Raw genomic sequence first — 23,749 nt, forward strand, 5'->3', positions numbered from 1 at the left:
AATTGCGGCACGTGGATCATCGGCGAGGCGCGCTCACTGGCAGAACGTCCCGCCATGCCGGCGCGGTTCGAGATCGAGATGGAAATGCAGGGAGTGATCGGCATCGGCGCCAGGGCCAAGCACGGTCTTGAACGGCCCACAGGCAGCCTTGCGCACAGCGTCGAGGAATTTGGCGTCCTTCTCCGGCGGCGCCGGGCCGACGTCGATCTTCCTGCCATCCGACAGCGTGAAGCTGGCGATGTCGAGCGCGTTGCCGAACGCATGTTCCGACAGTTTTCGTGTGCCGTTGCGTGGCCGGCAGACGAAGGCCGATGCCTGGCCGATCGATCTCAGGTCGGCACCGAATTCGGCTTTCGCCGCCGGCTGGATGACATTGGCGGCAAAACGCGCCGTCGCCTCGGCCATCTTGCAGTTGAGCTCGGTGCCAGACCCAATGGCGACTGACTTTCCAAGGGATTTCAGCACGAGGGGATAGGGGATCGAGCAGCCGATTTCGGGGTTGCTTTCCGCCTTGTGCTCTTCGAATTCGACGCCGAGCGTCTTCAGCCGTTCGCGGCAAGCGACTTCCTCGGCCGGCATTTTCTCCTCGGGCAAATCGGTCGAGCGCGGGTCTGGGAGCATCTTTTCGTCGTCTGCATCGGCCGGCTTTTGCGACGGCTGCGGGGCAACGGCCGGCGGCTGAGCCTCGGGCTCTGTGATATCAGGCTTTTGCGTCGGCGTTGGCACGACCGCTGGTGGTTCCGGCTCGCTTTCCGTATCGGTTGAAGGTTCGGGGGTCGGCGGCTCGGGAAGTGCCTGCTTTTTCTGGCGGGATTTTTCTTCACCGACACGGTCGGGCGCTCCGGCGGTCTTCGGAGCTTCCGTCTTCTGCTCCTGCGTCTTTGCGGCGTCAGCCTCCGGAGCGTTCGCCGGGCGTGGCTGGGGCACCGGAATACCGGGCACCGGAACACCGAGCCTGGGCACCGGAACATCGGCGGGCGAGGGCAGCGGAGGCTGCGTTTTCTGCTGTGTCCGGTTCGGCGTGACCTGTCGGTGGCGTCGTGGTTTCAGACGTTTTGCGCCCCGCGGTTTCAATGGCTGGTCGGCTCGCGGTGTCAGCGGTTGCTCCACCCGCGACGTCAACGGCTGCCGACGGCGATGTTTGGCATCAGCCGGTGTCACCAGCAGAGCCGTGACGGCCATGATCAATGCAATCCTGCATGTTCGGGAAAGGACAAGCGACGCCATCGCCGTCAACGGCGCCAATGCAAAATAGGTTGCCTGCGCCGCATCACGAACGGTAACCACGTCGTTACGCGCCGATCGCCTCCAGCCCTTCCTCCAGCCAGTCGGCAAGCAGCGGCATGCCAAGCAGGTATTTTGCGGTGCGCTTGTTGGCGCGCTCGCGCGCCGTGGCAAGCGCGTCCGCCCATTCGGTGGCGTCGTAGTCGCCGCGACCGACCCAGGCCAGCGCGATCAGTTCGGCTGCTTCATCGACATTGAGGTCGTTGATCAGCTCGCGCAGCTCCTCCTCGGTAAGATTCTCGGAGCTTTCCTCTGCAAGGCCGTCATGGTGATGATTGACATGGGACTCGCCGTCGAGCTCGACCTCATGTTCGGCGCCATCGGCATAGTCTTCATTGACGGCCGCACTCAGTGCCTTGGCCTTGAGGATGAACAGGCGCACGGTGTCGGGGCCGATCGAAAGCTCCCAGTCTTTTTCGAGCCGCTGCTGCACGGGCCGTCTCCCAAGTGCCGAAGTCGAGGCCGATGATAGCGGATTTGCGGCATCCGTCACCTGATGTTCTCGGGCACGCATTTTTCCGGGATGAAAGACAAGCCGTCCGGCGTTAGTGTTGCATTCTCACCCCTCAAGGAGGCTTCGATGCATAAAAGAATGCTGATCCAGGCTGCGACTGCCCTTGTCGCGCTTCACTTTTTTGCCGTTCCGGCGTTCGCCGCCGGCAGTGACAGTGGCAGCGATGAGACCGTGACCCAGTGCAAGAAGGGCCAAGTCTGGGACAAGAAGAAGAAAAAGTGCGTCGCACCCCAGGAAGGCATGTTGGACGACGACAGCATCTATGATGCGGGCCATGCGCTGGCGATGGCCGGGCGTTATGACGAGGCGATTGCCGTGCTCAGCCTCGCCGCCGACAAGCAGGATCCGCGCATCCTCAACTATCTCGGCTATTCGCACCGCCATTCCGGCCGCGTCACCGTTGGCCTCGGCTATTACGAGGAAGCGCTGCGCATCGATCCCAATTACACGCTGGTGCGCGAATATCTCGGCGAAGCGCATCTGCAGATCGGCGATCTGGCCGGCGCCCAGCAGCAATTGATGGAGATCGAGAAGCGGACCGGCAAGGGTTCGCGCGAATACGGCATGCTGGCCGAGCAGATCGACCATTTCATGCGGAGCTGATTTCGGCCCCAGTGCTTCTCAATCCGGCCGCGAGCGATCGCGACCGGATTTTTTGTTGCTGGCCACCCCGATTCGCATCTGCCGCGACGGCGTTCGCGAAAACAGCGGAAGATTTTTGAAAAACCGATTTTTGGGCGTGAAAAACCCGTGAAGATTGCTATATTCAGGAAAATTGCGGTGAAACGGTTCCGTTAGCCCGAGGCTGCCGGACCCGTTTTCTTTTTGTACCCATCGACAAGGCTTTCCCCGATACGCGGGGGTGGCAGCAGGAAAGGCAGGCATCATGAACAAGGTCCCGATGACAGGCGAGGGGTTCGCGTCATTGAAGGAAGAACTGCGCTGGCGCCAGCAGGAAGAGCGGCCGCGCATCATCGAGGCGATCTCCGAGGCGCGCTCGCATGGCGACCTGTCCGAAAATGCCGAATATCATGCCGCCAAAGAGGCGCAGAGCCTCAACGAGGGCCGCGTCAACGAGCTTGAAGATTATATCGCGCGCGCCGAGGTGATCGACGTGACCAAGCTCAGCGGCGACAAGATCAAGTTCGGCGCCACCGTGGTGCTGGTCGATGAGGACACCGAGGAAAAGAAGACCTACCGGATCGTCGGCGACCAGGAGGCGGACGTGAAGTCCGGCCGCATCTCGATCTCCTCGCCGATCGCGCGCGCGCTCATCGGCAAGGAAGTCGGCGACGCCATCGAGGTCAATGCGCCGGGCGGCGCCAGGGGGTATGAGATCGTCCAGGTGCAGTTCATCTAGGACCTTTGATAATTCTACTCTGGCGGCCGACTAGCGCGGTTTTCTGCGCTTCCGGTGCTCACGTACTTTAAGTACGCTCCGCTCCGGTTCTCGAAAGAACCACGCTATTCGATTCGCCAGAGCGAATTCTGAAAGGTCCTATGCCGGCGCTTGTAGTTTAAGTGCCAATAGCTTTTCTGTTTCCGCCACTACCTCCACCGGCGCAACACGCCCCCCAGGCGAGGCCAAAAGCGTCGATGCATAAGGCCCGCGCGGGCCGGTGAGGCCGGGCTCGGTTGCCAGGAACACCGCAACCGTCGGCAGGCCGAAGGCGCTGGCGAGATGGGTCAATCCGGTATCAGCGCCGATGACCAGCGTCGAGCGGCCGAGGAACGCGGCGATCTCGGCCAGCGGCGATTTCGGCACCACGATCGTTGACGGAACGGCTCTGGCGACGGCTTCGGCCACGGCCTTTTCACGCTCGTTCGACCAGGTGGTAACCGGCGTCATCCCCCGCTCAATCAGGAGGCGCGCGGTTTCGATCCAGTTTTCGACCGGCCATTTCTTGTCTTCGCGGCTGGTGCCGTGCAGCAGGAAGGCGGTTTTTCCAGAAATGCCGGCCTGAGTGCCGGCCGGCGGCACGATGCCGGAGTCCAGCATCGAAAGATCAGGCTGATAGCCGAGCGCCAGGCCGAACAGCCGCCGTGTCCGCTCGATGGCGTGCAGGCCGCGCGGCACGGCGTAGGTGATGTCGTAGAACAGCGTCGCAGAAGGTTCGCGCGCGCTTGACCGGTCGAAGCCGGCAATGGGTGCTCCGGCCTGTCTTGCCACCAGAGCCGATTTCAGCAGGCCTTGCGCGTCGATGATCAGGTCGTAGCGGCAATCCCGCAAGGTGCGGCGCAAGGCGGCCGCATCGCGCCAGGTGGCGCCGCCGAACAGCGCCTTGCGCCAGCGCCGGATCGCCACCGTGTGGATCCTGTCGATCGCCGGGTGCAGCGCCACGATGCCGGCGAATGCCTCTTCGACGCACCAGTCGAAGGTCACGTCCGGCCGGTTAAGCCTGGCATCCTCGACAGCCGGAAAGGTGTGGATGACATCGCCCATCGACGATGTCTTGACGATCAGCACCTTCATGCCGCGGCCGGGATGTCCAGCAGCCGATCCGCCGCCGCGGCGACCTGCCCGACTTCAAGCGTCTTCAGGCAATTCAAGTGGCCGAGCGGGCAGATTTTCTGGTGGCAGGGCGAGCACGACAGGCCGAGCCAGACCAGTTCGCGCTGCTCGGCCAGCGGCGGGGTGTTCTCAGGTGAGGTCGAGCCATAGACGGCCACGATCGGCGTGCCAACGGCCGCGGCGACATGCATCAGCCCGCTGTCGTTGGACACCGCCAGCCTTGCGGCCGATATCAGGTCGATGGCGTCCTCCAGCCGTGTCTGGCCGGCGAGGTCGACGACGCCGGGGGCAAGGGCGGCGATCTCCGCCGTTACGTCGCGGTCGTTCTTCGAACCGAGCAGCGCGACCTTCAGGCCTCTGTCCATGAAATCGCGGGCAAGGCCGGCATAGCTTTCGCTCGGCCAGCGCTTGGCCGGGCCGAATTCGGCACCAGGCATCAGCGCCACGAATTTCCGCGGCGCCAGCCCGAAACGGTCGAGCAAGGCGACCTGGTTTTTCGTGTCCACGGTCAGCCGCGGCGCCCGGAACCTGCCGCCCTGGGCGAGGCCGAAATAGGCCTGCGCGGTGCGTCGTTTGATGCTGTCGGGAAGCGGCACGATATCGGTCAGCAGGCCATAGCGCATCTCGCGCAGATGACCGACACGGCGCGGAATGCGGGCAAAGAACGGGATCAGCGCCGATTTCCAGCTTCCCGGCAGGATATAAGCCATGTCGTAGCGGCCGCGCAGCAGGCGGCCGAAGCGGCGACGATGGCTGAATTCGAGCGCGCCGGGTTTGAGCGGAAAGTCGATCTGCTGGCGGATTTCGGGCATGCGCTTGACCAGTGGCGCGGCCCATGCCGGCGCCAGCACATCGATGGCGGCGTTTGGATGCAACTCCTTCAGCGCCGAAAACAGGCACTGCGCCATTACCATGTCGCCCACCCAGCGTGGGCCGATCACGAGGATCGTTGGGCTTTCAGCCATTCGACATAGTCTCTGACACCGGTTTCCACTGTCCGGAATTGGCCATTGTAACCGGCCGCGCGCAAACGGGACATATCAGCTTGCGTAAAGCTCTGGTAGCTGCCCTTGAGGTGGTCGGGAAATTCGATGAATTCGATCTGCCCTTGGCCCAGCGCGTCGATCACGGTTTCGGCGATGGCACGGAAGGACTGGGCGCGGCCTGTGCCGCAATTGAAGATGCCGCTTGAGCCCCGCTTCCACAGCCATAGATTGACGTCGGCGACATCGCCGACATGGATAAAGTCGCGACTTTGTTCGCCGGGTCCGAAGCCGTCATAGGCGCCGAACAGTTTCGGGTTTTCGCCGCGTTCGACCTGGTTGAACAGATGGAAGGCGACCGAGGCCATGGCGCCCTTGTGCGCTTCGCGCGGGCCATAGACGTTGAAGTAGCGCAGGCCAGCGACCTGCGAATGGTCGGTATCGAAGACGGTGCGCCTGACATAGTCGTCGAACAGCTTCTTGGAATAGGCGTAGACGTTGAGCGGCCGCTCCAGCGCCGGATCCTCGCGAAACTCCGAGCCGCCGCCATAGACGGAAGCCGAGGAGGCGTAGAGGAAGGGCACGCGCAGCGCCTGGCTTGCTTGCAGCAGCCGTTTGGAGAAGGCGTAGTTCACCTCCATCATGAACTTGCCGTTCCACTCGGTGGTGGTCGAGCAGGCGCCCTGGTGGAACACGGCCTCGACGCGGCCGAGCGAACCTGCCTCCATGCGGGGCAGGAAATCATCCTTGTCGAGATAGTCGGCTATCTGCAGGTCGGCGAGATTGGCGATCTTATGGCCATCTGTCAGATCGTCGACGACAAGAATGTCGTCATGCCCTTCGGCATTCAGCGCGGCGACGATGTTGGAGCCGATCATACCGGCGCCGCCCGTGACGATGATCATGTTGGTGGCCCTGATATGCGTTTCACTTACCGATTCCGGCCCTTATAAGGGAGGCAGGGTGGGCTGTCGATAAAGCAGGCGTGTCGCCCGATCGGTCATTTCTTACGTTTGTCTGTTTTGTCTATTATGTGCAAAATGGAGCGCTCATGAAACACTATCCATCAACCGATCTGAAGCAGAATCTCGGAGACGTCCTCGCGGCTGCCAGTCAGCAGCCCGTCTCCATCACACGTCACAACAAGCCGAGATACGTCCTGATGAGCATCGAGACCTACGAAGCTCGTTTCGTCAACGACAGCCGTCGCGCTTACGCGGCCAAAGACGCCCCAGCCGAACATGTCGAGATGCTCGAAGAGTACATTGCAGAGCTGGATCGTAATTAGATCCATCGCTGCCGACAGGGTAGTCGCTGCAGGGTGATTGCGACAATCACGTCAGGTCAGCGCTAACGCCTGGAAAGATAGTTGGACGAATTCGAAGATATCCATATCTGTGGTATCGCCAGTATTGCGATGAGGGCACTAAGGCGTAGCCTGTCAGAGACGCAATCATTGAGGGACCAAAAATGCCGTCGACCGAACTGCTCATCGCTTTTTTCGCCACAACGGCGATCTTCGCCTACATTCCCGGTCCAGCGATGCTCTACGCCGCCGCGCAGACGATGGCGCGCGGTCGCTGGTCGGGGCTGACGGCGGCGCTAGGCATCCATCTGGGCGGCTACGTGCATGTTTTCGCCGCTGCCGCCGGTCTGTCGGTGCTGTTTCATGCCGTGCCGACGCTCTACATGGCGGTCAAGCTGGTCGGCGCGCTCTATCTCATCTGGCTCGGCGTCTCGCTGTTGCGCAAGCGCGTGGAGGGCGATGCGGCGCTGCCGGCGATCGAGCGCAAATCGGCGCGACGTGCCTTTTTCGAGAGCATCACCGTCGAGGTGCTCAATCCGAAGACGGCGATCTTCTTCATGGCGTTCCTGCCGCAGTTCATCGATGCCTCGGCGGCGTTTCCAGTCTGGCTGCAGTTCGTCGTCTTGGGCACGATCGTCAATCTGATGTTCTCCTCGGCCGATATCGTCTGCGTGTTTCTGGCGGGTGCCGTGATCGGCCGTTTGCGGCGTTCGAGCCGCGCACAGCGGCTGATGCAGCGGGCCGGCGGCGCGGTGCTGGTCGGGCTGGGCGTCCATGTCGCCTTGCAGAAGAGCTGATCGGGCGGGCCGTCGCGGTTATGTCCTGCCGTTGCGCTGCGTGGATTTGCGGTATATCGGCTTCGCCATGAACGATCCGGCCCGTCGATTGATGATTACTTATGAGATTGAAATCGGCCTTTTCCATGCGTTGCCAGTGACATGATCAAGCACAATCCACCTTCTCCCGAACCGTTGCACCGCGCCATTGCGCGGTTCGGCCAGGCCACCGTGCTGGTGGTCGGCGACTTTATCCTCGACCGTTTCGTCAACGGTGTCATCGAGCGAATTTCGCCGGAAGCGCCGATCCCGGTGCTGCATGGGCGCGGCGAAGCCTCGACGATGGGCGGCGCCGGCAATGTCGTGGCCAACATTGTTTCGCTCGGTGCATCCGCTGTCCCCGTATCGGTGATCGGCGCTGATGCCGCCGGTGACAATCTGGTGCGTATGCTACGCGAACTCGGCGCCGACACAGCGGGTCTCTCGCAGGAGCGCGACCGCATGACTTCGTCGAAGAGCCGCTTCAGCGCGCTCAACCAGCAGGTGCTGCGTTTCGACGAGGAAGAGATCAAGCCGCTGGGTGCCGCGGAGCGCGCCGGCCTGATGCGGCATTTCCGCGCCGCGCTGACGCGCGCCGACATCGTCATCCTGTCCGATTACGGCAAGGGAATCCTGCTCGACGGCGTCGCCGGCGACCTGATCGCCATCTGCCGTGAGGCGGGAAAACCGGTTCTGGTCGACCCCAAGGGCCGCGACTATGCGCGCTATGCCGGCGCGACCGCCATCACTCCCAACCGCAAGGAGCTTGGCGAGGCCGTCGGCCATGCGGTGTTCTCCGATGACGAGATCGTCGGCGCGGCGCGTGGGCTGATCACGGCGCATGGCTTCGACTTCGTCGTTGCGACGCGCAGCGAAAAGGGCATGAGCGTGGTCGGCCTTGATGAAGCACGCCACATCGCCACCCAGGCGCGCGAAGTGTTCGACGTTTCGGGCGCCGGCGACACGGTGATCGCCAGCTTCGCGCTGGCGCTGGCCGTGGGCGCCGATACCGTCATGGCGGCGTCGATCGCCAATGCCGCTGGCGGCGTCGTGGTGGGCAAGCGCGGCACCGCGCGGCTGACGGTCGAGGAACTCACCGGCGCGCTCTTCCGCTCGCATGGACCGACCGCCCACAAGGACGCCATCCTCGATGCCGCATCGGCCGCGCGCATGGTCGCCGCGTGGAAGGAGGAGGGCCTGAGCGTCGGCTTCACCAATGGCTGTTTCGACATCCTGCATGCCGGCCATGTCAGTCTCTTGCACGCCGCGCGCAGCCAGTGCGACCGGCTGGTGCTCGGGCTTAACAGCGATGCCTCGGTGCGACGCTTGAAGGGCGCCGGTCGGCCGGTCAACGACCAGCATGACCGCGCCTGCGTGCTCGCGGCGCTCGCCTCGGTCGATGCGGTCGTGGTGTTCGAGGAGGATACGCCGCTGGCACTGATCGAGGCCTTGCTGCCCGACATACTGGTCAAGGGTGCCGATTACACCGTCGACACCGTGGTCGGCGCCGATGTGGTGCAGAAGGCCGGTGGACGTGTCGTGCTGATCGATCTCGTCGCCGGCAAGAGCACCACCAACACCATTGGCAAGATGCGCGCCGGCGGCACCACAAACTGAGGGTTTCATGTCCGACTTGAACGACTATCTGGTCCGCTCGGCGGCTGCCATATCAGCCACGGTCGAGCGCGACCTGACCAATGAGATGGAGCGGGCAGCGAGCGCCGTGGTGACGGCGCTTTCGTCGGGGAAAGCCTTGCTGATCGCCGGCAATGGCGGCTCGGCGAGCGATGCCATCCACATTGCTGGCGAACTGGTCGGCCGCTTCCTGAAGGAGCGCAAGGCCTACAATGTCATCGCGCTGCCGGCCAATGCCGCCGTGCTGACCGCCTGGGGCAACGACTATGGCTTCGACACGGTTTTTTCGCGCCAGGTCGAAGCGCATGGCGCGACCGGCGGCGTGCTTTTGGCAATCTCTACCAGCGGCAATTCGCCGAGCATCCTCGCCGCCGCCGAACAGGCGCGGACAATGGGCATGACGGTGATCGGCCTGACCGGCGACACCGGCGGCAAGCTGAAGCCACTGTCCGACATCCTGCTCAACGTGCCGTCGAGCTCGACGCCGATCATCCAGCAAGGGCATCTGTGCCTCTATCATTATCTGTGCGAGGTGGTCGAAGCGCGCCTTAGCGATGGCTGATACAGATGCCACGATGTCTGGCCGCTATCCGCTGACGGAGCCCGGCCTATGGGTCGAGCGGGTCGGCTCGAGGGTGTTTCCCGCCGGCAGACCGGCGCTGTTCCTCGACCGCGACGGCACTATCAATATCGATACCGACTATCCCGACGATCCGGCCGAGATGGTGCTGCGCGAGGATATCGCGGCAGCGATCGCCGCCGCCAACCGGGCCGGCATTCCGGTCATCATCGTCACCAACCAGTCGGGTATCGCGCGCGGCTATTCCGGCTGGGGCGATTTCGCCGCGGTCAACGGCCGCGTGCTGGAACTGCTAGCCGGCGAGGGGGCGTCCGTCGACATGGTCGTCGCCTGCGCCTATCACGAGGCAGGCACCGGCCCGCTTGCTGTCGCCGATCATCCGATGCGCAAGCCCAATCCGGGGATGCTGCTGGAGGCGGGAAACCGTCTCGGGCTCGATCTGCAGCGTTCGCTGATCGTCGGCGACAAGAAGGCCGACATGGAGGCGGGACAGCGCGCCGGCCTCTCGCAGGGCTGGCTGGTCGACGGGCAGGCGGCTGCCCAACCGGGCTTCACGGTCAGGCCCTGGCGCGAGCGCGACGATTTCGACGGCCTGCTCGCCGCAATAGCGGCACTTGGCGCCGTGTCGCGCAAGCCGTGACGGCTCACACAGGATCGTTGTCTCGCCAGGCTTCATAGAGCTTGGCCTCGGTGGCGAACGAATACACCATCACCATCATCGAATAGACGAAGCCGTGCCGGCCGCACAGGAAGTAGCGCTTGGCCAGGTAGAACTTCAGGAAGTTGCCGAGCGGCGACAACACCAGTTTTATCAGGCCGGGTTTCTTGCCTCTTTCGACCAGTGTGGCGACCTTGAGGCTGGAGTAGGTGTTGGCCCTTGCCAGATCCTCGGCGACAGTCATTTCACGGCGATGCAGCAACACGCCATTCTCAATCGTGCCGGTCTTGCCCGGCACTTCGAATGATTCATGGACCCGCAAGTCGATGTCCATGGTGGCCTTGTCGCGGCGGAAAAGACGCAGCAGCCTGTTGTGCAGCACCCAACGGTGCGCATAGCCATAGCCCTTCAGCTTGTCGCGACGCCTTATGTACCATCCGTCGAAGGCGTCATTGCGAGGCTGCGTCACGTCCATGATCGACTGCCTGAGCCGATCGTCGATGGCCTCATCGGCTTCAATCGAAAGGCACCATGGCTGGGTTGCCTGATCGAGCGCGAATTGTCGCTGGCGTGGAAAGCCCGGCCAGTCGTTGTGAAACAGCCTTATCGGATAGCCCTTGGCGATGAACTCTTGAACGACGTCCAGGGTGCTGTCCGTCGAGCCTGAATCGACGACGATGATCTCGGCGCAGAAGTCGACGCTTTCCAGGCACTGGCCGATCATGTCGGCTTCGTTCATGCAGATGACAAGCGCCGACACCGGGCTAGCAAATCGAGTCATGGTCCACCCAACGGCACACTGCTCCCGGAACTTGCGCTGTTTGCGCCATGTTTTTTAGGCAATTCCCAAGCCAAAGCGCTATGCGCTCCTCCCAGGAAAAGCGTTACATACTTTTCCCCGAATTGCTCTAGGAAACCTACAAGGCAGGCCACGGCAGAACGATCCGGCTTTCTATAGACAGCCTATCGAATGCCAAAGCGGCCCTGATGTGGCGAAGCGGGGTATTCGCATCGGCCAGGCTCGACGGGGGCTGGCGTTCGGCTGGCTCAAGGCTGTGCAAACGAGACCAGGCCCTCGTCCTTGACCCTGCGGATGGTGAGCGCGGTGCGCACCGTGTCGACATTCGGGGTCGAGGTCAGATCCTCGATGACGAAGGACTGAAAAGCGCCGAGGTCGCTCGCTACGCAATGCAGCAGGAAATCGGATTCGCCCGACACCATCCAAGCGTCGCGCACGATCGGCCAGCCACGAGTGCGCTCGGCAAAGGTGCGCAGCTCCGCGTCGGCCTGGTGGTGCAGGCCGATCAGGCAGAAGGCGACGACATCGAGGCCGAGCGCCGGCGCGTTGAGCAATGCGCGATAGCCGCGGATGATGCCGGCCTCCTCCAACCGCTTGACGCGGCGCAGGCATGGCGGCGCCGAAATGCCGACGCGGTTCGACAGTTCAACATTGGTCATGCGGCCGTCGCCCTGCAGTTCGCGCAGGATCTTCCAGTCGATGGCGTCGAGGTCGGCCTTGAGCGGCATGAGGGCTCTCGAGAAGTCGGGCAACGCGCAAGAATCTTGCGTGATTTTGTAGTTAAACGACTTCGCTGTCCATTCCATCCCTCGGCTGGAATATTTCGCGGATCAAGCGCGGAACAGGGTGCGACAAAGCTTTCCGGGGACGAACGCCAACTTGCCTTGCTGGCGTCGTGGGCAACACTTACATTACGCGCGATAACGACCGAGTTTTCCATGCCGTAATTGCCGGCAGCCCTCCACAGAGGCTTTAGATGACCACCAAGCACGCGCCCGTTCTCATCATCGGTTCCGGCCCGGCCGGCTACACGGCGGCGGTCTACGCCGCCCGCGCCATGCTGAAGCCGATGCTGGTCGCCGGCTTGCAGCAGGGCGGTCAGCTGATGATCACCACCGATGTCGAGAACTATCCCGGCTTCGCCGATCCCATCCAGGGGCCGTGGCTGATGGAGCAGATGCTGAAGCAGGCCGAGCATGTCGGCACCGACATCATCAACGATATCATCACCGAGGTCGATCTCAATGTGCGGCCGTTCCGCGCCAAAGGTGATTCCGGCACCACTTACACCGCCGACGCGTTGATCATCGCCACCGGCGCGCAGGCCAAATGGCTGGGCATCCCGACCGAACAGCACTTCATGGGTTTTGGCGTCTCGGCCTGCGCTACCTGCGACGGCTTCTTCTACCGTGGCAAGGATGTCGCGGTGATCGGCGGCGGCAATTCGGCGGTGGAAGAGGCGCTCTATCTGTCCAACCTCGCCAAGAGCGTGACGGTCATCCACAGGCGCAGCGATTTCCGCGCCGAGCGCATCCTGCGTGAGCGGCTCCTGAAGAAGGACAATGTCCGCGTCATCTGGGACACAATTGTCGACGAGATCACCGGCCGCCCCGGCAAGACACCGCTGCCGCCGTCGGTCGAAGGCCTGAAGCTCAAGCATGCGGCGACCGGCGAGATTTCGCACCTCAAGGTCGACGGCGTGTTCGTGGCCATCGGCCATGCACCGGCTGTCGAACTGTTCGCAGGCAAGCTGAAGCAGAAGCCGAACGGCTATCTGTGGACGGCGCCCGACTCGACCCGGACCGACGTGCCAGGTGTGTTCGCGGCTGGCGACGTCACCGACGATATCTACCGCCAGGCGGTAACGGCGGCGGGGCTCGGCTGTATGGCCGCACTCGAGGCGGAGAAGTATCTGGCCGGCATCGAAGTGCACCGCGAGGCGGCCGAGTAGAGAGTTCAGAAAGCGGCTTAGCAATGCCGCGTAAAAGCCTGATTTTTCATTCAGACGCCAAAAACAGAACGAGGGGAAATCATGGCGTTGGACTGGGACAAGCTACGCGTGTTTCATGCTGCGGCGGAAGCGGGGTCGTTTACCCATGCGGCCGAGACATTGCATCTGTCGCAATCGGCGATCTCGCGGCAGGTCAGTGCGCTCGAGCATGATGTCGGCGTGCCGCTGTTCAACCGCCACGCCAGAGGGCTGGTGCTGACTGAGCAGGGCGAAATGCTGTTCCGCACGGCGCATGACGTGCTGATGAAGCTGGAGACAATCAAGTCACGGCTAACCGAGACCAAGGACCGCCCCTCCGGCGTGCTCAGGGTGACCACCACGGTGGGGCTGGGCGCCGGCTGGCTGACCGAGCGTGTGCAGGAATTTATCGAGCTCTATCCCGAAATCAGCCTGCAGCTGATCCTCGCAAACGAGGAACTCGATCTCACCATGCGCCAGGCCGATTGCGCTATCCGGCTGCGCCAGCCGCAGCAGCCGGACCTGATCCAGCGCCGTCTGTTCACCGTGCATTTCCACCTCTATGCAGCGCCTTCCTATGTTGCCAAGTACGGCAAGCCGGCTTCGGTCGCCGAACTGAAGGCCCATCGCATCGTCACCTTCGGCGTGCCCGTGCCCTCGCATCTGTCGGAATTGAACTGGCTGGAAACGGTCGGCGATTTCGAAGGCGGACAAAGGGTGCCGACGTTGCAGATCAACGACATATTGTCGATCAAGCGTGCGGTGCAGGGTGGCGCTGGCATCGCCATGCTGCCCGATTATGTGATCAGCAAGGACTCCGACCTGGTGCAGTTGCTGCCGGAGACCGAGGTGCCGTCCTTCGACACCTATTTTGCCTATCCCGACGCGATGAAGAACCAGGCCAAGCTGCACGTGTTTCGAGATTTTATCATCGCGAAGGCCAGAAGCTGGTCCTTCTAAGGCATGTCGATCGGCTCGGCCTGACCCGAATCTCAATATACCCTGGGACGGCGCGCCCGGTTTCTCTTAGCCCCGCCAGGGCGTCAGCCGAGGCAGCCAGCCCGGCACGTTGCGACGGTAGGTGTCGTATTCGGCGCCGTAGCGGCGAGCCAATGTCGGCTCCTCGTAGAACCGCACGAAGCAGCTCATGGCAATCGCGCCGATGACCGCATAGGCGACCAGCGCCCAGCTCGAAAACAGCAGCGCCTGGCCGAGAATGATCGACAGTACCGCGACATACATCGGGTTGCGGACATGGCGGTAGATACCGCCGATCACCAGTCTCTCGGTCGGCGCAAGCGGAGCGGGCGTGCCCAGGCCTTCGAGCGCAAAGCGGCCGAAGGCATGCAGCAGTGCCGCGATCACGACGACGATCAAAAGCCCGCCGACAGGAACAAAGCCCGGCAGAGCAGACCACGGCAAGCCCCAGCGATCGGTCAACAGCCAGGGCACCAGCCCGGCAACCACGCCGGGTGCTGCAATGAAGAAGGCCGCACTGCCGGCGATCGCCGAAAACGTCCGCATTGGCTGCTTTCTCCCCGATTGCCTTAGAAATGAACGCCTGCTGCCCGCTTCCACATCATTGCGCAGTTTTGGCATTTCGAGCCGAAAACCAGCCGAGATTGGCGATTCTGTAGTTGCAATCGCTCGATTCCGCGCTCCGGCTCGACGATTCTGCTGGTCCTATTGGCTCCTGGAATGGGTTAGACCACAGCCTGCGTCTTTTTGCATGCGTGTGTTGCAAAATAGATGCTTGTTTCTTGGGCATGATGAGCACATATATAGATCATCTCCTGGGCGCGTTCTCCTCCCATTAGCGCCCTTGAGTGTTCCCCTCTGGAGGTTAGCCTTAACAGGCACTCCAATCAAACTCAGCCGGATCTTCGTTGATCCGGCTTTTTTGTTGCCTGTGCCGTGTCGGGGCGGCCAAAAAATTCATCAGAATTGCCACGTAACAGTGACATGTAACCTCGGGTAACATATCGCCGACGTCCGCGACCTGCTATCCAGATGATAGGACGCGGTGTGGTTCGGACGGGAGATGGGGGCATCACTCGTACGGCCCGGGCTCAGGCGGCTACCGCGTCCGAACCGTTTCTTCCGCCGAAGTTCGGCGGCATCAAATGCGGCGGACCTGCCGTTTTACCTCCCAAGGAAACGGTCCGCGAACAGAACGACGTCCGGTCCCCCGCCGGACGTCGTTTTCTTTTGCCCTCCTCGAACCAGCGTTCGAGGAGGGCGTGGCGACGCAATCAAGCAGCCTTGCCGTTGGCGTTCATTGCGTCGTCGGCCAGTCGGCCGGTTAGTTCGGCCATGTGGTCGAAGACGGCGCGGTAGCTGGCGACGCCCGCCGTCGCAGAGCGCAACTCGATGATCAGATCGCCGATCTCGGCTTGCGGCATGGTTGCCTCCACGACATCCCATCCCGGCCAGCCAGACCGCGCGTCGTAGCCGAGGATCTGGCCGCGCCGCTGCGGGATGAGCGCGATGATCTTCGAGGTCGCTTCGGAGGGCGTGACGATCTCGACCTTCATCACCGGTTCCAGAAGCACGGGCGAGCAGGCGGCCATGCCTTCCTTCATCGCCAGCCGGGCCGCCATCTGGAAGGCCATGTCGGAGGAATCGACCGCGTGGTAGGAGCCGTCCGACAGGTTGACGGCGACGTCGACGACGGGGAAGCCGAGCGGACCCGATTTCAGATAGTCGCGCACACCAGTCTCGACCGACTGGATGTAGGTCTTCGGCACGACGCCGCCGGTGATGGTGTCGGTGAACTGGAAGCCGGAACCCCGCGGCAGCGGCTTGATCTCGATCACCACATCGCCGAACTGGCCATGGCCGCCGGACTGTTTCTTGTGGCGGCCGCGCTGCTGTATCGATTTACGGATCGTCTCGCGATAGGGCACCGCCGGTGGATGGCCTTCGACCGGTATCTGGTTCTTGCCCTCCAGCCGCTCACGCACGACGCGCAGATGCATCTCGCCATGGCCCGACAGCACGGTCTCGGCCGAGTCCTGGTTGTGGCGCAGGGTGAGCGAGGGATCCTCCTCGGCCAGCCGCTGGATGGCGGCCGACATCTTCACTTCGTCCTTGCGCTCCTTGGGCCGCAGCGCGAAGGCGAAGACCGGTTGCGGCGGCTCGAACTGGAACAGCTGCTTGGCGCCGCCCTTGGCCGAGCTCAGCGTCTGGCCGGTCTTGACCTCGTCCAGTTTGCCCAGCGCCACCGTGTCGCCGGCCTTGGCCATCGTGAGCTTGGACTGATCCTTGCCGAGCATCCGGTAGATGCCGGAAACCTTGGCCGTTTCGCCACCGGGCAGCCAGAGTTCCGAGCCGTCGGCGACCTGGCCGGAGAGGATGCGCGATACCGACAGCTTGCCGCCATGCGGCGTGTGAATGGTCTTCATCGCCTGGACCACGGTGGCCGCGCCATCGGGTGCGCCGAGCCGCTTGCGGGTTGCCTCGATGTCGGGCGCGTCGTGGCGGATCGCCTTCAAGAGGCGCAGCACGCCATTGCCTTTCTCGGCCGTGCCGATCAGAACCGGCGTCACCGCGCCATCGCGCAGATCGGCGGCAAGATCGTCGAAGATGGCGTCCTTGGGCGGCTCGATCTCTTCGAGCAGCTGTTCCATCAACTGGTCGTCATGGTCGGCCAGCGTCTCCAGCATCGAGAAGCGCGCTTCGAGCTCGCGTGCTTTGTCGTCGCCGGGTATCTGAGCCACCTCGCTCTCGGCATATTCGCGATAGATGTAGGCGCGCTCCAGCGCCAGATCGATCGACCCGATGACGACACCATCCTTGCGCAACGGAATCTGGCGCAGCAGCAGCGGCACCGAGCTTGCCGGCTGCAGCATCTTCAGCGTGTCGCGCACACCGGTGATTGCCTTGTCGACCTTGTTGAGAAACAGGATGCGCGGCACGCCGAGATCGTCGAGCTTGCGCATGATCAGCTGCAGGGCAGGAATCTTCTTTTCATCGGCCTCGGCCACGACCACCGCGAGGTCGCAGGCGGCCAGCACCGGCTCGGCCTCGAAGGAGAACTCAATGGAGCCGGGACAATCGACGAAAGTAAGCTGCTCGCCCATGAATTCGGTGGTGGCGATTGTCGCCTCGACGCTCATGGCGTGGGCGCGCGCCTCGGGCGAATAATCTGAAACGGTGTTGCCTGATGAAACGGGATTTTGTCGGGGAATTGAGCCCGTACGGGCCAATATGGCTTCGAGAAGTGTCGTCTTACCGCTTGCGAAGGGACCGACTATGGCAATGCATTTCGGTCCCGTGCGTCGTCCTCCGGCGCGAGTACCCATGACTGACCTCCACTCAGGCGTTTCCCGTAGGACCGACTGGCATGCATGGTTCAGGCGTGGTCAATCGGTCCTGAGCGGCGGCCGGCCTGTTCGACCGTCGCGGGCGGGGTTCTTTTCAAGTGCCACCTGCCCAAAGCCATCGTCCCACTTGTTTGCCGGCAGGGCAAGGAAAATAGAAATCGTCGCTCTGCCGCGGACACGCGCCGAGCGGACGCCGGGTTGGCGGTCGGAAGCTGTTGCACGTCGGCCGATATCGGCGGAAACTGGAACCAGGCAATCCGTCGCCCCAGTTTGAAGGACCACCGACCATGAAGATCATTGCCTGCGGCAGTGTGCCGACCATCATAGCACCGGAAAAATACTTCACCGGCCGGGTGCTGCAGACGCCCATCATCGAGAAAGAGGCACCGGCTCGGCTGCGGGCCACGCTGGTCAGCTTCGAGCCGGGCGCGCGCACTCATTGGCATACGCATCCGCTTGGCCAGACGCTCTATGTTACGGCGGGTGCCGGGCTTGCCCAGACATGGGGCGAACCGGTGCACGAGATCAGGGCTGGCGATGTCATTTCCTTTGCGCCAGGCGAAAAGCACTGGCACGGCGCGGCGCCGAAATCGGCGATGACGCATATCGCCATGCAAGAGGCAATCGATGGCGTCCATGCCGACTGGCTGGAAGCGGTGACATCGGAACAATATGGCGGCTGAATGCTCAGTCCGTAGGAAGCCGGACTTCTATTCCAGCCGCGACATTTTCAGAAGAGGGCGACTCGCGGCGAGTCCCGTACCATGGCGCAGCCCACGCCCAATCGCGTGATCGACAGCGCCATGCCGCCCGTTCAACTGACCGTTAGTCAGTGATGTAGGTGATTGCGAAACTCAGGTCTGGATATGTCATGTCAAAGCACCGTATGCCCCTGGTCGCCGCCGTCTATCTCGGTTCGTTTGTCGCTCTGCTCGACGTCAGCATCGTCAATGTCGCGCTGCCGACCATCCAGAAGGCGCTGCAGACCGATTTCGGCGGCCTGCAATGGGTGGTCGACGCCTACACGCTGTGCCTGTCGGCCTTCATGCTGTCATCCGGCCTGATCGGCGACCGCTATGGCCGCAAGCGCTCGTGGCTCGCCGGCGTCGGCATCTTCGTGGCCGGCTCGCTGATCTGCGCCATCGCGCCCAATCTGCCGGTGCTGCTGGCCGGCCGGGTGGTGCAAGGCATCGCCGGCTCGCTGCTCATTCCCGGCGCGCTGTCGATCCTGACGCAGGCCTTTCCCGATGCCCGCGAGCGCGCCGGCGTCATCGGCGGCTGGGCGTCGTTCGCCGCCATCTCGCTTGTCGTCGGTCCTGTCTTCGGCGGCATCCTGGTCGAGACCGTCGGCTGGCAAAGCATCTTCCTGATCAACCTGCCGCTCGGCCTGGTCACAATCGCGCTGGGTGCCTTTTCGATCAACGAGACGGCGCATCCCGAACATGCTCATCTCGACCTTGTCGGCCTGGCGCTCAGCATCCTGTGGCTGGGCGCGCTGACCTTCGGCCTGATCTCGGCCGGCGAGGACGGCTGGGGTGAGCCACGGACGATCATGGCGCTGATCGCCGGCATCGTCGGCCTAGCGGTCTTCCTCGGTTTCGAGGCGCGCACGGCACGGCCGATGCTGCCGCTCTTCCTGTTCCGCGATGTCCGCTTTGCCGTCGCCAATGTCGCTTCGTTCGCGCTCGGCTTCACTTCCTATTCCAGCGTCTTCTTCTTTTCGATGTTCCTGCAGCAGGTGCAGGGCTGGTCGCCGACGCAGACCGGCCTGCGCATGGCGCCAGCCTTCATCGTCCAGATCGTGGTGTCGCCGTGGATCGGCAGGCTCAGCGCCCGCTACGGTCATTCCGCGCTGATGACCATTGGCTATGTCGCGATCGGCCTGTCCATGCTCGGCATGTGCTGGGCCGGCCCTTCGACGCCTTATGCGGTGCTGTGCCTTCTGTTCGCCATTGGCGGCCTCGGCAATGCGCTGGCGATCCCGACCGGCAGTGCCGCCGCCATGTCCTATGCGCCGCGCGAACGCTCGGGCATGGTGTCGGCGGTCATCAACACCACCCGTCAGAGCGGCCTCGCCATCGGCATCGCCTTGCTCGGCGCGTTGATGAGCATGCGGGCGACCAACCTCTTGACCGGGTACCTCGGCGATGCCGGTGTCGCCAATGCCGAAGCAGTGGCCCGCGCCGCAATCTCGCGGCATGATTTCGCAACCGACGCGGCGATGGGCGAAAGCGGAGTGCACGCCCTATACGCTGCCGCCTATGCGGGCGGTTTCCATGCCGCGATGCTGACGGCGGTGATTGCCGCGTTCCTCACCGCCGCACTGCTGGTCACTGTGCTGGCGCCGGCCGAAGTGCGTGCCGCCAGGGAGGCGAAGCAGGAGGCGTCAGGCTGATGGCCCACATAAAACCCAGGCCGTGAAACCGGGTTTATGCATTCATAGAGTGCCGATCAGGTCAGCGATGCCGTAAAGCGCTGGATGCGCGTGCAGGCTTCCTCCAGCAGCGTCTCCGAGGTGGCGTAGGAGATGCGGAAGTTGGGGCCGAGGCCGAAAGCCGAGCCGAACACCACCGCGACGCCCTCCGCCTCGAGCAGTTCCGAGCAGAAGGTCTCGTCGGTGTCGATCAGCTTGCCGGCTTTCGTCTTCTTACCGATCAGCTGGGCGCAGGAGGGATAGACATAGAAGGCGCCTTCCGGCGACGGGCAGGTGATGCCGCGCGCCTGGTTGAGCATCGAGACGACGAGATCGCGCCTGCCTTGAAAGATTGCCTTGTTCTTGGCGATGAAGTCCTGCGGGCCGTTGAGCGCCTCGACTGATGCCCATTGCGCGATGGTGCAGGCGCCCGATGTCTGCTGGCCCTGGATCATGTCCATCGCCTTGATCAGCGCGACCGGACCCGCGGCATAGCCGATGCGCCAGCCGGTCATGGCATAGGCTTTCGACACGCCGTTCATGGTCAGCGTGCGCTCGTAGAGCTTCGGCTCGACCTCGGCGATGGTCTTGAAGACGAAATCGCCATAGGTCAGATGCTCGTACATGTCGTCGGTCAGCGTCCAGACATGCGGGTGCTTCAACAGTAGATCGGCCAGCGCCCTGAGTTCAGCTTCTGTATAGGCAGCGCCTGATGGGTTCGACGGCGAGTTCATCAGCAGCCATTTGGTCTTCGGCGTGATCGCCTTTTCCAGCACAGAAGCGGTCAGCTTGAAGCCGTTGTCGATGGAGGTGTCGGCAAACACCGACGTGCCGCCGCAGATCGCCACCATCTCGGGATAGCTGACCCAGTAGGGGCGGGGAATGACGACCTCGTCGCCTGGGTTCAGCGTCGCCATGAAGGCGTTGAACAGGATCTGCTTGCCGCCGGTGCCGACGATGGTCTGCTCGGGCTTGTAGTCGAGATTGTTCTCACGCTTGAATTTCTTCGCGATCGCCTCGCGCAGCGGCACGATGCCCGAAACCGGCGGATACTTGGTTTCGCCACGGCGGATCGCCTCGATCGCCGCATTCTTGATGTTGTCGGGCGTGTCGAAATCCGGTTCTCCGGCGCCGAGGCCGATAATGTCACGGCCGGCATTTTTCAGCTCGCGCGCTTTCTGCGTCACCGCGATGGTGGCGGAAGGCTTTACGCGGGAAAGAGTGTCGGCAAGAAAAGCCATGACCAGATATCTCCAAACAAGGTCGGCGCGGGCCGGGAGCGGCCGCGGCGCTTCTCATGTCGCATGATTTCGCGCAGTGCAAGCATTGTCGGCTGATCCAGGTCTCAAGGAGCCGTGATCGGCAACAATAAATTCATTAACGAGCGGTAGAGGCTTGAGTGACAGGATCGCAGACCAATTGCGGAGCGAGGAACCGTGTCGCGCAGCGTCGGGCTTGCCCATATCATCCGTCAGGACGACGGCACCTCCACCGGTGTCTGGGGCATCTACACGCTGCAAAGCGCCTTCCAGCCGATCTTCGCCTTCAACGAAGGCAAGCTGTCGGTCGCCGCGTTCGAAGGGCTGATCCGGCCGTTCCGTGACGGCGAGCCGCAATCGCCGATGAACTTTTTCAGCACCTGTCCGGCCGCTGACCGGCTGCATATCGAGGCGCTGACCAGGACGCTGCATCTTTTGAATGCCGGCGCCTGCCTGCCTCAAGAGGCGTCGATCTTCATCAATTTCGACCCGTCGGTGTTCACCGAACGCACCGTTGCCGACGCCGCCTTGCGCGAAATGCGGCTGGTGCTGCATGAGGCTGGCATCGATCCGCGCCGCGTCGTCTGCGAAGTGACCGAACAGCGGTCGGCATCGCAGGAAACGCTGCACAGCTTCGTCGCCGCGCTAAGGGCCAACGGCTTCCGCATCGCCGTTGACGATTATGGTGCCGACGATTCCGACATCAACCGCATCAAGGAGCTGAAGCCGGACATCGTCAAGTTCGACGCCTACTGGATCAACCAACTGATGGAGTCCGGCGCCGGCTTCGCGTTGCTGACCACCATGGTGAAAAGCTTCGAGGAGCAAGGCATCCGCACGGTGTTCGAAGGCATCGAGGAAGGCTGGCAATTGGAGCTTGCCGAGAAATCGGGAGCGTCAATGATCCAGGGTTTCGTACTAGCGCGGCCTGAACTGGCGCCGACCAGTTTTCGCGTCTTCGACAAGAGCAGGCAAACATCTGTCGCTACTGCCGTAGACACGCCTGCTCCTGCCGGGGCAACGCCCTCGGCGCGGCAGGGAAAAGTATTTGGGCGCCGGGTGGCGCCATGAGGCTTGAGCGGCGGCGCAATGTCGGCGATGCGATCCACGTCGACGAAGTCGGTATCGAGTATGGCATCTATGGCGAGTTTCGGCTGCGCAGCGCCTATCAGCCGATCTTCGCGCCGCGCGGCCGGTTCCTTCACGCGGTCGCGGTCGAAGCGCTGATCGAGCCGCACCGTGCCGGCCGCCCCGGTGCACCGCGGGTGTTCTTCGACGGCATTGCTAGCGCGGACCGGCTGTTCGTCGAGACTATGTGCCGGGTGCTGCATCTCAGGAACTTTCGCAACATCGGCGTCGACGGGCTCGACCTGTTCTTCAACTACAATCCGCTCATCAACGACCATCCCGGGCGGGCGCTGGCCGAGATCCGGCTGATGACCAGGCATCTCGGCGAGTTCAGCCTCGCGCCGGCCATGCTGGTCTGCGAAATCACCGAACAGGCGGCCGATGACGCGCTTCTCACCCGGCTGGTGCGAGAAATGCGGCGCGACGGCATTCGCATCGCCATCGACGATTTCGGTACCGGGCACTCGACCGAGGAGCGGGTGAGCCTGCTCAAGCCCGATATCGTCAAGATCGACGGCACCTGGTTCGCCGAGTTCTGCCGCCACGCCGCTGCCGAACGGTTCTTTCGCCCGCTGGTTTCCAGCCTGCATGACCGCGGCGCCAAGGTGCTGGTCGAAGGCATCGAGCAGCCCACACATCTGCGCGTCGCGCTCGAAGGCGGCGTCGACCTGCTGCAGGGTTTTCTCCTTGCCCGTCCGGCCTTGGCCGGGACGATCTTCAATGAGGAGCCGCTGTCCATCGACATGCTGCTGGGCAGGGACAACAAGGTCGTTCCGCTCTTCGCTAAGACTTTGCATCAACGGCGCTGATGGTCGCGCCAAAACAAATCATTGGTTGAGGGCGCCGCCACTGCGATAATCGCGCGAGTGGAGACAGCGCTCCGGGGAACAGCCATGATACTTTACGGCATGATCGACAGCGGCAATTGCTACAAGCCGCGCCTGCTGATGGCCAAGCTTGGCCTTGCCTTCACCAATGTCGAGGTGAGTTCGCACACCGGCGATACGCGCAAAGCCGACTTTGTCGCCAAGAATCCGAACGCCATGGTGCCGCTGCTCGAACTCGATGACGGCCGGCGGCTGGCCGAATCCAATGCTATCCTGCTCTATCTCGCCGAAGGCACACGCTATCTGCCGGTCGACAGATATGAGCGCGGGCTCGCCTATCAATGGTTGTTCTTCGAGCAATACAGTCACGAACCCTACATCGCCGTGCGCAAAGCGCTGCTGACCTTTCCCGAACGCGCCAGGGATGCGACCCCGGAGCGGTTGGCGGTGACGCTGGAGCGCGGCAACAAGGCACTCGGCGTGATGAACAAGTATCTGGAGGACAATGCCTTCTTCGCCGGCGGCGCACTCAGCGTCGCCGACATCGCGCTCTATGCCTATACGCACACGGCGGAGCAGGGCGGCTTTCAGCTCGACGCCTATCCGGCGGTGGCGGACTGGTTGAAGAGGGTGGAGGCGGATCCTGGGCATGTGCCGATGGATTGGCTGGGGTAAGCAACGCTGGTGATTGGCGAAAGCGTCAACACAGCGTCCTTCGCCCCGTTTACGGGGAGAAGATGGC

General features: G+C 62.8%; 24 protein-coding genes. 14 read left to right on the top strand and 10 right to left on the bottom strand.

Annotated features, from left to right (window positions below; all coding sequences use genetic code 11):
* Positions 1-33: 33 nt before the first annotated feature.
* Together ACSQ3L_RS11990 and ACSQ3L_RS11995 are read right to left on the bottom strand one after the other, a co-directional pair.
* Positions 34-963 carry an extensin family protein gene (locus ACSQ3L_RS11990; RefSeq protein WP_436160131.1) on the bottom strand — a complete coding sequence of 310 codons (930 nt, stop codon included), beginning with the start codon at positions 961-963 and terminating at the stop codon, positions 34-36.
* 328 nt (positions 964-1,291) lie between these two features.
* Positions 1,292-1,717, bottom strand: coding sequence for a DUF3775 domain-containing protein (locus ACSQ3L_RS11995; RefSeq protein WP_436160132.1), 426 nt, complete (start codon positions 1,715-1,717; stop codon positions 1,292-1,294).
* Between the two features lie 147 nt (positions 1,718-1,864).
* On the opposite strand from ACSQ3L_RS11995, the gene ACSQ3L_RS12000 reads away from it, so the two are divergent.
* Together ACSQ3L_RS12000 and greA are read left to right on the top strand one after the other, a co-directional pair.
* Positions 1,865-2,401 carry a tetratricopeptide repeat protein gene (locus ACSQ3L_RS12000; RefSeq protein ID WP_436160133.1) on the top strand — a complete coding sequence of 179 codons (537 nt, stop codon included), beginning with the start codon at positions 1,865-1,867 and terminating at the stop codon, positions 2,399-2,401.
* Between the two features lie 283 nt (positions 2,402-2,684).
* Positions 2,685-3,158 carry a transcription elongation factor GreA gene (greA, locus tag ACSQ3L_RS12005; protein WP_292183751.1) on the top strand — a complete coding sequence of 158 codons (474 nt, stop codon included), beginning with the start codon at positions 2,685-2,687 and terminating at the stop codon, positions 3,156-3,158.
* 138 nt (positions 3,159-3,296) lie between these two features.
* Here greA and waaC read toward each other — a convergent pair whose 3' ends face one another.
* The 3 genes from waaC to rfaD are packed head-to-tail and all read right to left on the bottom strand — an operon-like array spanning position 3,297 to position 6,198.
* Positions 3,297-4,271: a lipopolysaccharide heptosyltransferase I gene (gene waaC, locus ACSQ3L_RS12010; RefSeq protein WP_436160134.1), complete on the bottom strand. Its 975-nt coding sequence runs from the start codon at positions 4,269-4,271 to the stop codon at positions 3,297-3,299.
* Complete coding sequence (gene waaF / locus ACSQ3L_RS12015; RefSeq protein ID WP_436160135.1) at positions 4,268-5,275, bottom strand: lipopolysaccharide heptosyltransferase II; 1,008 nt, start codon at positions 5,273-5,275, stop codon at positions 4,268-4,270. The genes waaC and waaF overlap by 4 nt, the downstream gene beginning before the upstream one ends.
* The gene (rfaD, locus tag ACSQ3L_RS12020) at positions 5,248-6,198 is read right to left on the bottom strand and encodes an ADP-glyceromanno-heptose 6-epimerase (RefSeq protein WP_436160136.1); all 951 of its coding nucleotides are present in this window, start codon (positions 6,196-6,198) and stop codon (positions 5,248-5,250) included. Before rfaD ends, waaF begins: the two co-directional genes overlap by 28 nt.
* Before the next feature lie 146 nt (positions 6,199-6,344).
* Here rfaD and ACSQ3L_RS12025 point away from each other — a divergent pair, with 146 nt between their 5' ends.
* The 5 genes from ACSQ3L_RS12025 to ACSQ3L_RS12045 all read left to right on the top strand — a co-directional run bounded on the left by ACSQ3L_RS12025 (position 6,345) and on the right by ACSQ3L_RS12045 (position 10,269).
* The gene (locus ACSQ3L_RS12025) at positions 6,345-6,581 is read left to right on the top strand and encodes a type II toxin-antitoxin system Phd/YefM family antitoxin (protein ID WP_436160137.1); all 237 of its coding nucleotides are present in this window, start codon (positions 6,345-6,347) and stop codon (positions 6,579-6,581) included.
* A 182-nt stretch (positions 6,582-6,763) separates the two neighbouring features.
* Positions 6,764-7,396 (top strand): LysE family translocator, encoded by a 633-nt coding sequence (locus ACSQ3L_RS12030; protein ID WP_436160138.1) that lies wholly within the window; start codon positions 6,764-6,766, stop codon positions 7,394-7,396.
* A 141-nt stretch (positions 7,397-7,537) separates the two neighbouring features.
* Entirely contained in the window at positions 7,538-9,031 is a 1,494-nt protein-coding gene (gene rfaE1, locus ACSQ3L_RS12035; protein ID WP_436160139.1) for a D-glycero-beta-D-manno-heptose-7-phosphate kinase, read from the top strand.
* A gap of 7 nt (positions 9,032-9,038) precedes the next feature.
* Positions 9,039-9,611, top strand: a complete 573-nt coding sequence (locus tag ACSQ3L_RS12040) for a D-sedoheptulose-7-phosphate isomerase (RefSeq protein WP_436160140.1) — start codon at positions 9,039-9,041, stop codon at positions 9,609-9,611.
* Entirely contained in the window at positions 9,604-10,269 is a 666-nt protein-coding gene (locus ACSQ3L_RS12045) for a D-glycero-alpha-D-manno-heptose-1,7-bisphosphate 7-phosphatase (RefSeq protein WP_436160141.1), read from the top strand. The genes ACSQ3L_RS12040 and ACSQ3L_RS12045 overlap by 8 nt, the downstream gene beginning before the upstream one ends.
* Before the next feature lie 4 nt (positions 10,270-10,273).
* Here the strand turns inward: ACSQ3L_RS12045 and ACSQ3L_RS12050 are convergent, their stop codons facing one another.
* Both ACSQ3L_RS12050 and ACSQ3L_RS12055 read right to left on the bottom strand, forming a co-directional pair.
* Entirely contained in the window at positions 10,274-11,068 is a 795-nt protein-coding gene (locus tag ACSQ3L_RS12050; RefSeq protein WP_436160142.1) for a glycosyltransferase family 2 protein, read from the bottom strand.
* A gap of 266 nt (positions 11,069-11,334) precedes the next feature.
* Positions 11,335-11,814, bottom strand: coding sequence for an Lrp/AsnC family transcriptional regulator (locus ACSQ3L_RS12055; protein WP_292183769.1), 480 nt, complete (start codon positions 11,812-11,814; stop codon positions 11,335-11,337).
* Between the two features lie 248 nt (positions 11,815-12,062).
* Here ACSQ3L_RS12055 and trxB point away from each other — a divergent pair, with 248 nt between their 5' ends.
* Positions 12,063-13,037: a thioredoxin-disulfide reductase gene (trxB, locus tag ACSQ3L_RS12060; protein WP_436160143.1), complete on the top strand. Its 975-nt coding sequence runs from the start codon at positions 12,063-12,065 to the stop codon at positions 13,035-13,037.
* An 81-nt stretch (positions 13,038-13,118) separates the two neighbouring features.
* Positions 13,119-14,015: a LysR family transcriptional regulator gene (locus ACSQ3L_RS12065; protein WP_023761285.1), complete on the top strand. Its 897-nt coding sequence runs from the start codon at positions 13,119-13,121 to the stop codon at positions 14,013-14,015.
* A 66-nt stretch (positions 14,016-14,081) separates the two neighbouring features.
* On the opposite strand, the gene ACSQ3L_RS12070 is transcribed toward ACSQ3L_RS12065, so the two are convergent.
* Positions 14,082-14,579, bottom strand: a complete 498-nt coding sequence (locus ACSQ3L_RS12070; RefSeq protein WP_436160144.1) for a methyltransferase family protein — start codon at positions 14,577-14,579, stop codon at positions 14,082-14,084.
* 728 nt (positions 14,580-15,307) lie between these two features.
* The gene (locus ACSQ3L_RS12075) at positions 15,308-17,359 is read right to left on the bottom strand and encodes an elongation factor G (RefSeq protein WP_436160145.1); all 2,052 of its coding nucleotides are present in this window, start codon (positions 17,357-17,359) and stop codon (positions 15,308-15,310) included.
* A gap of 308 nt (positions 17,360-17,667) precedes the next feature.
* On the opposite strand from ACSQ3L_RS12075, the gene ACSQ3L_RS12080 reads away from it, so the two are divergent.
* Both ACSQ3L_RS12080 and ACSQ3L_RS12085 read left to right on the top strand, forming a co-directional pair.
* Complete coding sequence (locus ACSQ3L_RS12080; protein ID WP_436160146.1) at positions 17,668-18,063, top strand: (R)-mandelonitrile lyase; 396 nt, start codon at positions 17,668-17,670, stop codon at positions 18,061-18,063.
* Positions 18,064-18,251: 188 nt separating this feature from the next.
* Positions 18,252-19,775 carry an MFS transporter gene (locus tag ACSQ3L_RS12085; protein WP_436160147.1) on the top strand — a complete coding sequence of 508 codons (1,524 nt, stop codon included), beginning with the start codon at positions 18,252-18,254 and terminating at the stop codon, positions 19,773-19,775.
* A gap of 56 nt (positions 19,776-19,831) precedes the next feature.
* On the opposite strand, the gene ACSQ3L_RS12090 is transcribed toward ACSQ3L_RS12085, so the two are convergent.
* Positions 19,832-21,034, bottom strand: coding sequence for a pyridoxal phosphate-dependent aminotransferase (locus ACSQ3L_RS12090; protein ID WP_436160148.1), 1,203 nt, complete (start codon positions 21,032-21,034; stop codon positions 19,832-19,834).
* 195 nt (positions 21,035-21,229) lie between these two features.
* Between ACSQ3L_RS12090 and ACSQ3L_RS12095 the strand changes: the two genes are divergently transcribed.
* The 3 genes from ACSQ3L_RS12095 (at position 21,230) to ACSQ3L_RS12105 (ending at position 23,682) form a co-directional block, all read left to right on the top strand.
* Positions 21,230-22,123, top strand: a complete 894-nt coding sequence (locus ACSQ3L_RS12095; RefSeq protein ID WP_436160149.1) for an EAL domain-containing protein — start codon at positions 21,230-21,232, stop codon at positions 22,121-22,123.
* Positions 22,120-22,989 carry an EAL domain-containing protein gene (locus ACSQ3L_RS12100; protein ID WP_436160150.1) on the top strand — a complete coding sequence of 290 codons (870 nt, stop codon included), beginning with the start codon at positions 22,120-22,122 and terminating at the stop codon, positions 22,987-22,989. The genes ACSQ3L_RS12095 and ACSQ3L_RS12100 overlap by 4 nt, the downstream gene beginning before the upstream one ends.
* A gap of 84 nt (positions 22,990-23,073) precedes the next feature.
* Positions 23,074-23,682, top strand: a complete 609-nt coding sequence (locus ACSQ3L_RS12105) for a glutathione S-transferase family protein (protein WP_436160151.1) — start codon at positions 23,074-23,076, stop codon at positions 23,680-23,682.
* The last annotated feature ends 67 nt before the right edge of the window (positions 23,683-23,749 follow it).

Origin of the sequence: Mesorhizobium sp. LjRoot246 (genome assembly GCF_964254115.1) — a bacterium.
Taxonomy (GTDB): domain Bacteria; phylum Pseudomonadota; class Alphaproteobacteria; order Rhizobiales; family Rhizobiaceae; genus Mesorhizobium.

Excerpts from the sequence above, each read along its gene's own strand:
- rfaD (WP_436160136.1), bottom strand. The coding sequence starts at position 6,198 with ATGATCATCGTCACGGGCGGCGCCGGTATGATCGGCTCCAACATCGTC.
- ACSQ3L_RS12050 (WP_436160142.1), bottom strand. The coding sequence starts at position 11,068 with ATGACTCGATTTGCTAGCCCGGTGTCGGCGCTTGTCATCTGCATGAAC.
- greA (WP_292183751.1), top strand. The coding sequence starts at position 2,685 with ATGAACAAGGTCCCGATGACAGGCGAGGGGTTCGCGTCATTGAAGGAA.
- ACSQ3L_RS12030 (WP_436160138.1), top strand. The coding sequence starts at position 6,764 with ATGCCGTCGACCGAACTGCTCATCGCTTTTTTCGCCACAACGGCGATC.
- waaC (WP_436160134.1), bottom strand. The coding sequence starts at position 4,271 with ATGAAGGTGCTGATCGTCAAGACATCGTCGATGGGCGATGTCATCCAC.
- ACSQ3L_RS12105 (WP_436160151.1), top strand. The coding sequence starts at position 23,074 with ATGATACTTTACGGCATGATCGACAGCGGCAATTGCTACAAGCCGCGC.
- ACSQ3L_RS12070 (WP_436160144.1), bottom strand. The coding sequence starts at position 14,579 with ATGCGGACGTTTTCGGCGATCGCCGGCAGTGCGGCCTTCTTCATTGCA.
- ACSQ3L_RS12100 (WP_436160150.1), top strand. The coding sequence starts at position 22,120 with ATGAGGCTTGAGCGGCGGCGCAATGTCGGCGATGCGATCCACGTCGAC.
- ACSQ3L_RS12040 (WP_436160140.1), top strand. The coding sequence starts at position 9,039 with ATGTCCGACTTGAACGACTATCTGGTCCGCTCGGCGGCTGCCATATCA.
- rfaE1 (WP_436160139.1), top strand. The coding sequence starts at position 7,538 with ATGATCAAGCACAATCCACCTTCTCCCGAACCGTTGCACCGCGCCATT.
- ACSQ3L_RS12080 (WP_436160146.1), top strand. The coding sequence starts at position 17,668 with ATGAAGATCATTGCCTGCGGCAGTGTGCCGACCATCATAGCACCGGAA.
- ACSQ3L_RS12085 (WP_436160147.1), top strand. The coding sequence starts at position 18,252 with ATGTCAAAGCACCGTATGCCCCTGGTCGCCGCCGTCTATCTCGGTTCG.
- ACSQ3L_RS12055 (WP_292183769.1), bottom strand. The coding sequence starts at position 11,814 with ATGCCGCTCAAGGCCGACCTCGACGCCATCGACTGGAAGATCCTGCGC.
- waaF (WP_436160135.1), bottom strand. The coding sequence starts at position 5,275 with ATGGCTGAAAGCCCAACGATCCTCGTGATCGGCCCACGCTGGGTGGGC.
- ACSQ3L_RS12075 (WP_436160145.1), bottom strand. The coding sequence starts at position 17,359 with ATGGGTACTCGCGCCGGAGGACGACGCACGGGACCGAAATGCATTGCC.
- trxB (WP_436160143.1), top strand. The coding sequence starts at position 12,063 with ATGACCACCAAGCACGCGCCCGTTCTCATCATCGGTTCCGGCCCGGCC.
- ACSQ3L_RS12025 (WP_436160137.1), top strand. The coding sequence starts at position 6,345 with ATGAAACACTATCCATCAACCGATCTGAAGCAGAATCTCGGAGACGTC.
- ACSQ3L_RS12065 (WP_023761285.1), top strand. The coding sequence starts at position 13,119 with ATGGCGTTGGACTGGGACAAGCTACGCGTGTTTCATGCTGCGGCGGAA.
- ACSQ3L_RS12090 (WP_436160148.1), bottom strand. The coding sequence starts at position 21,034 with ATGGCTTTTCTTGCCGACACTCTTTCCCGCGTAAAGCCTTCCGCCACC.
- ACSQ3L_RS12000 (WP_436160133.1), top strand. The coding sequence starts at position 1,865 with ATGCATAAAAGAATGCTGATCCAGGCTGCGACTGCCCTTGTCGCGCTT.
- ACSQ3L_RS12045 (WP_436160141.1), top strand. The coding sequence starts at position 9,604 with ATGGCTGATACAGATGCCACGATGTCTGGCCGCTATCCGCTGACGGAG.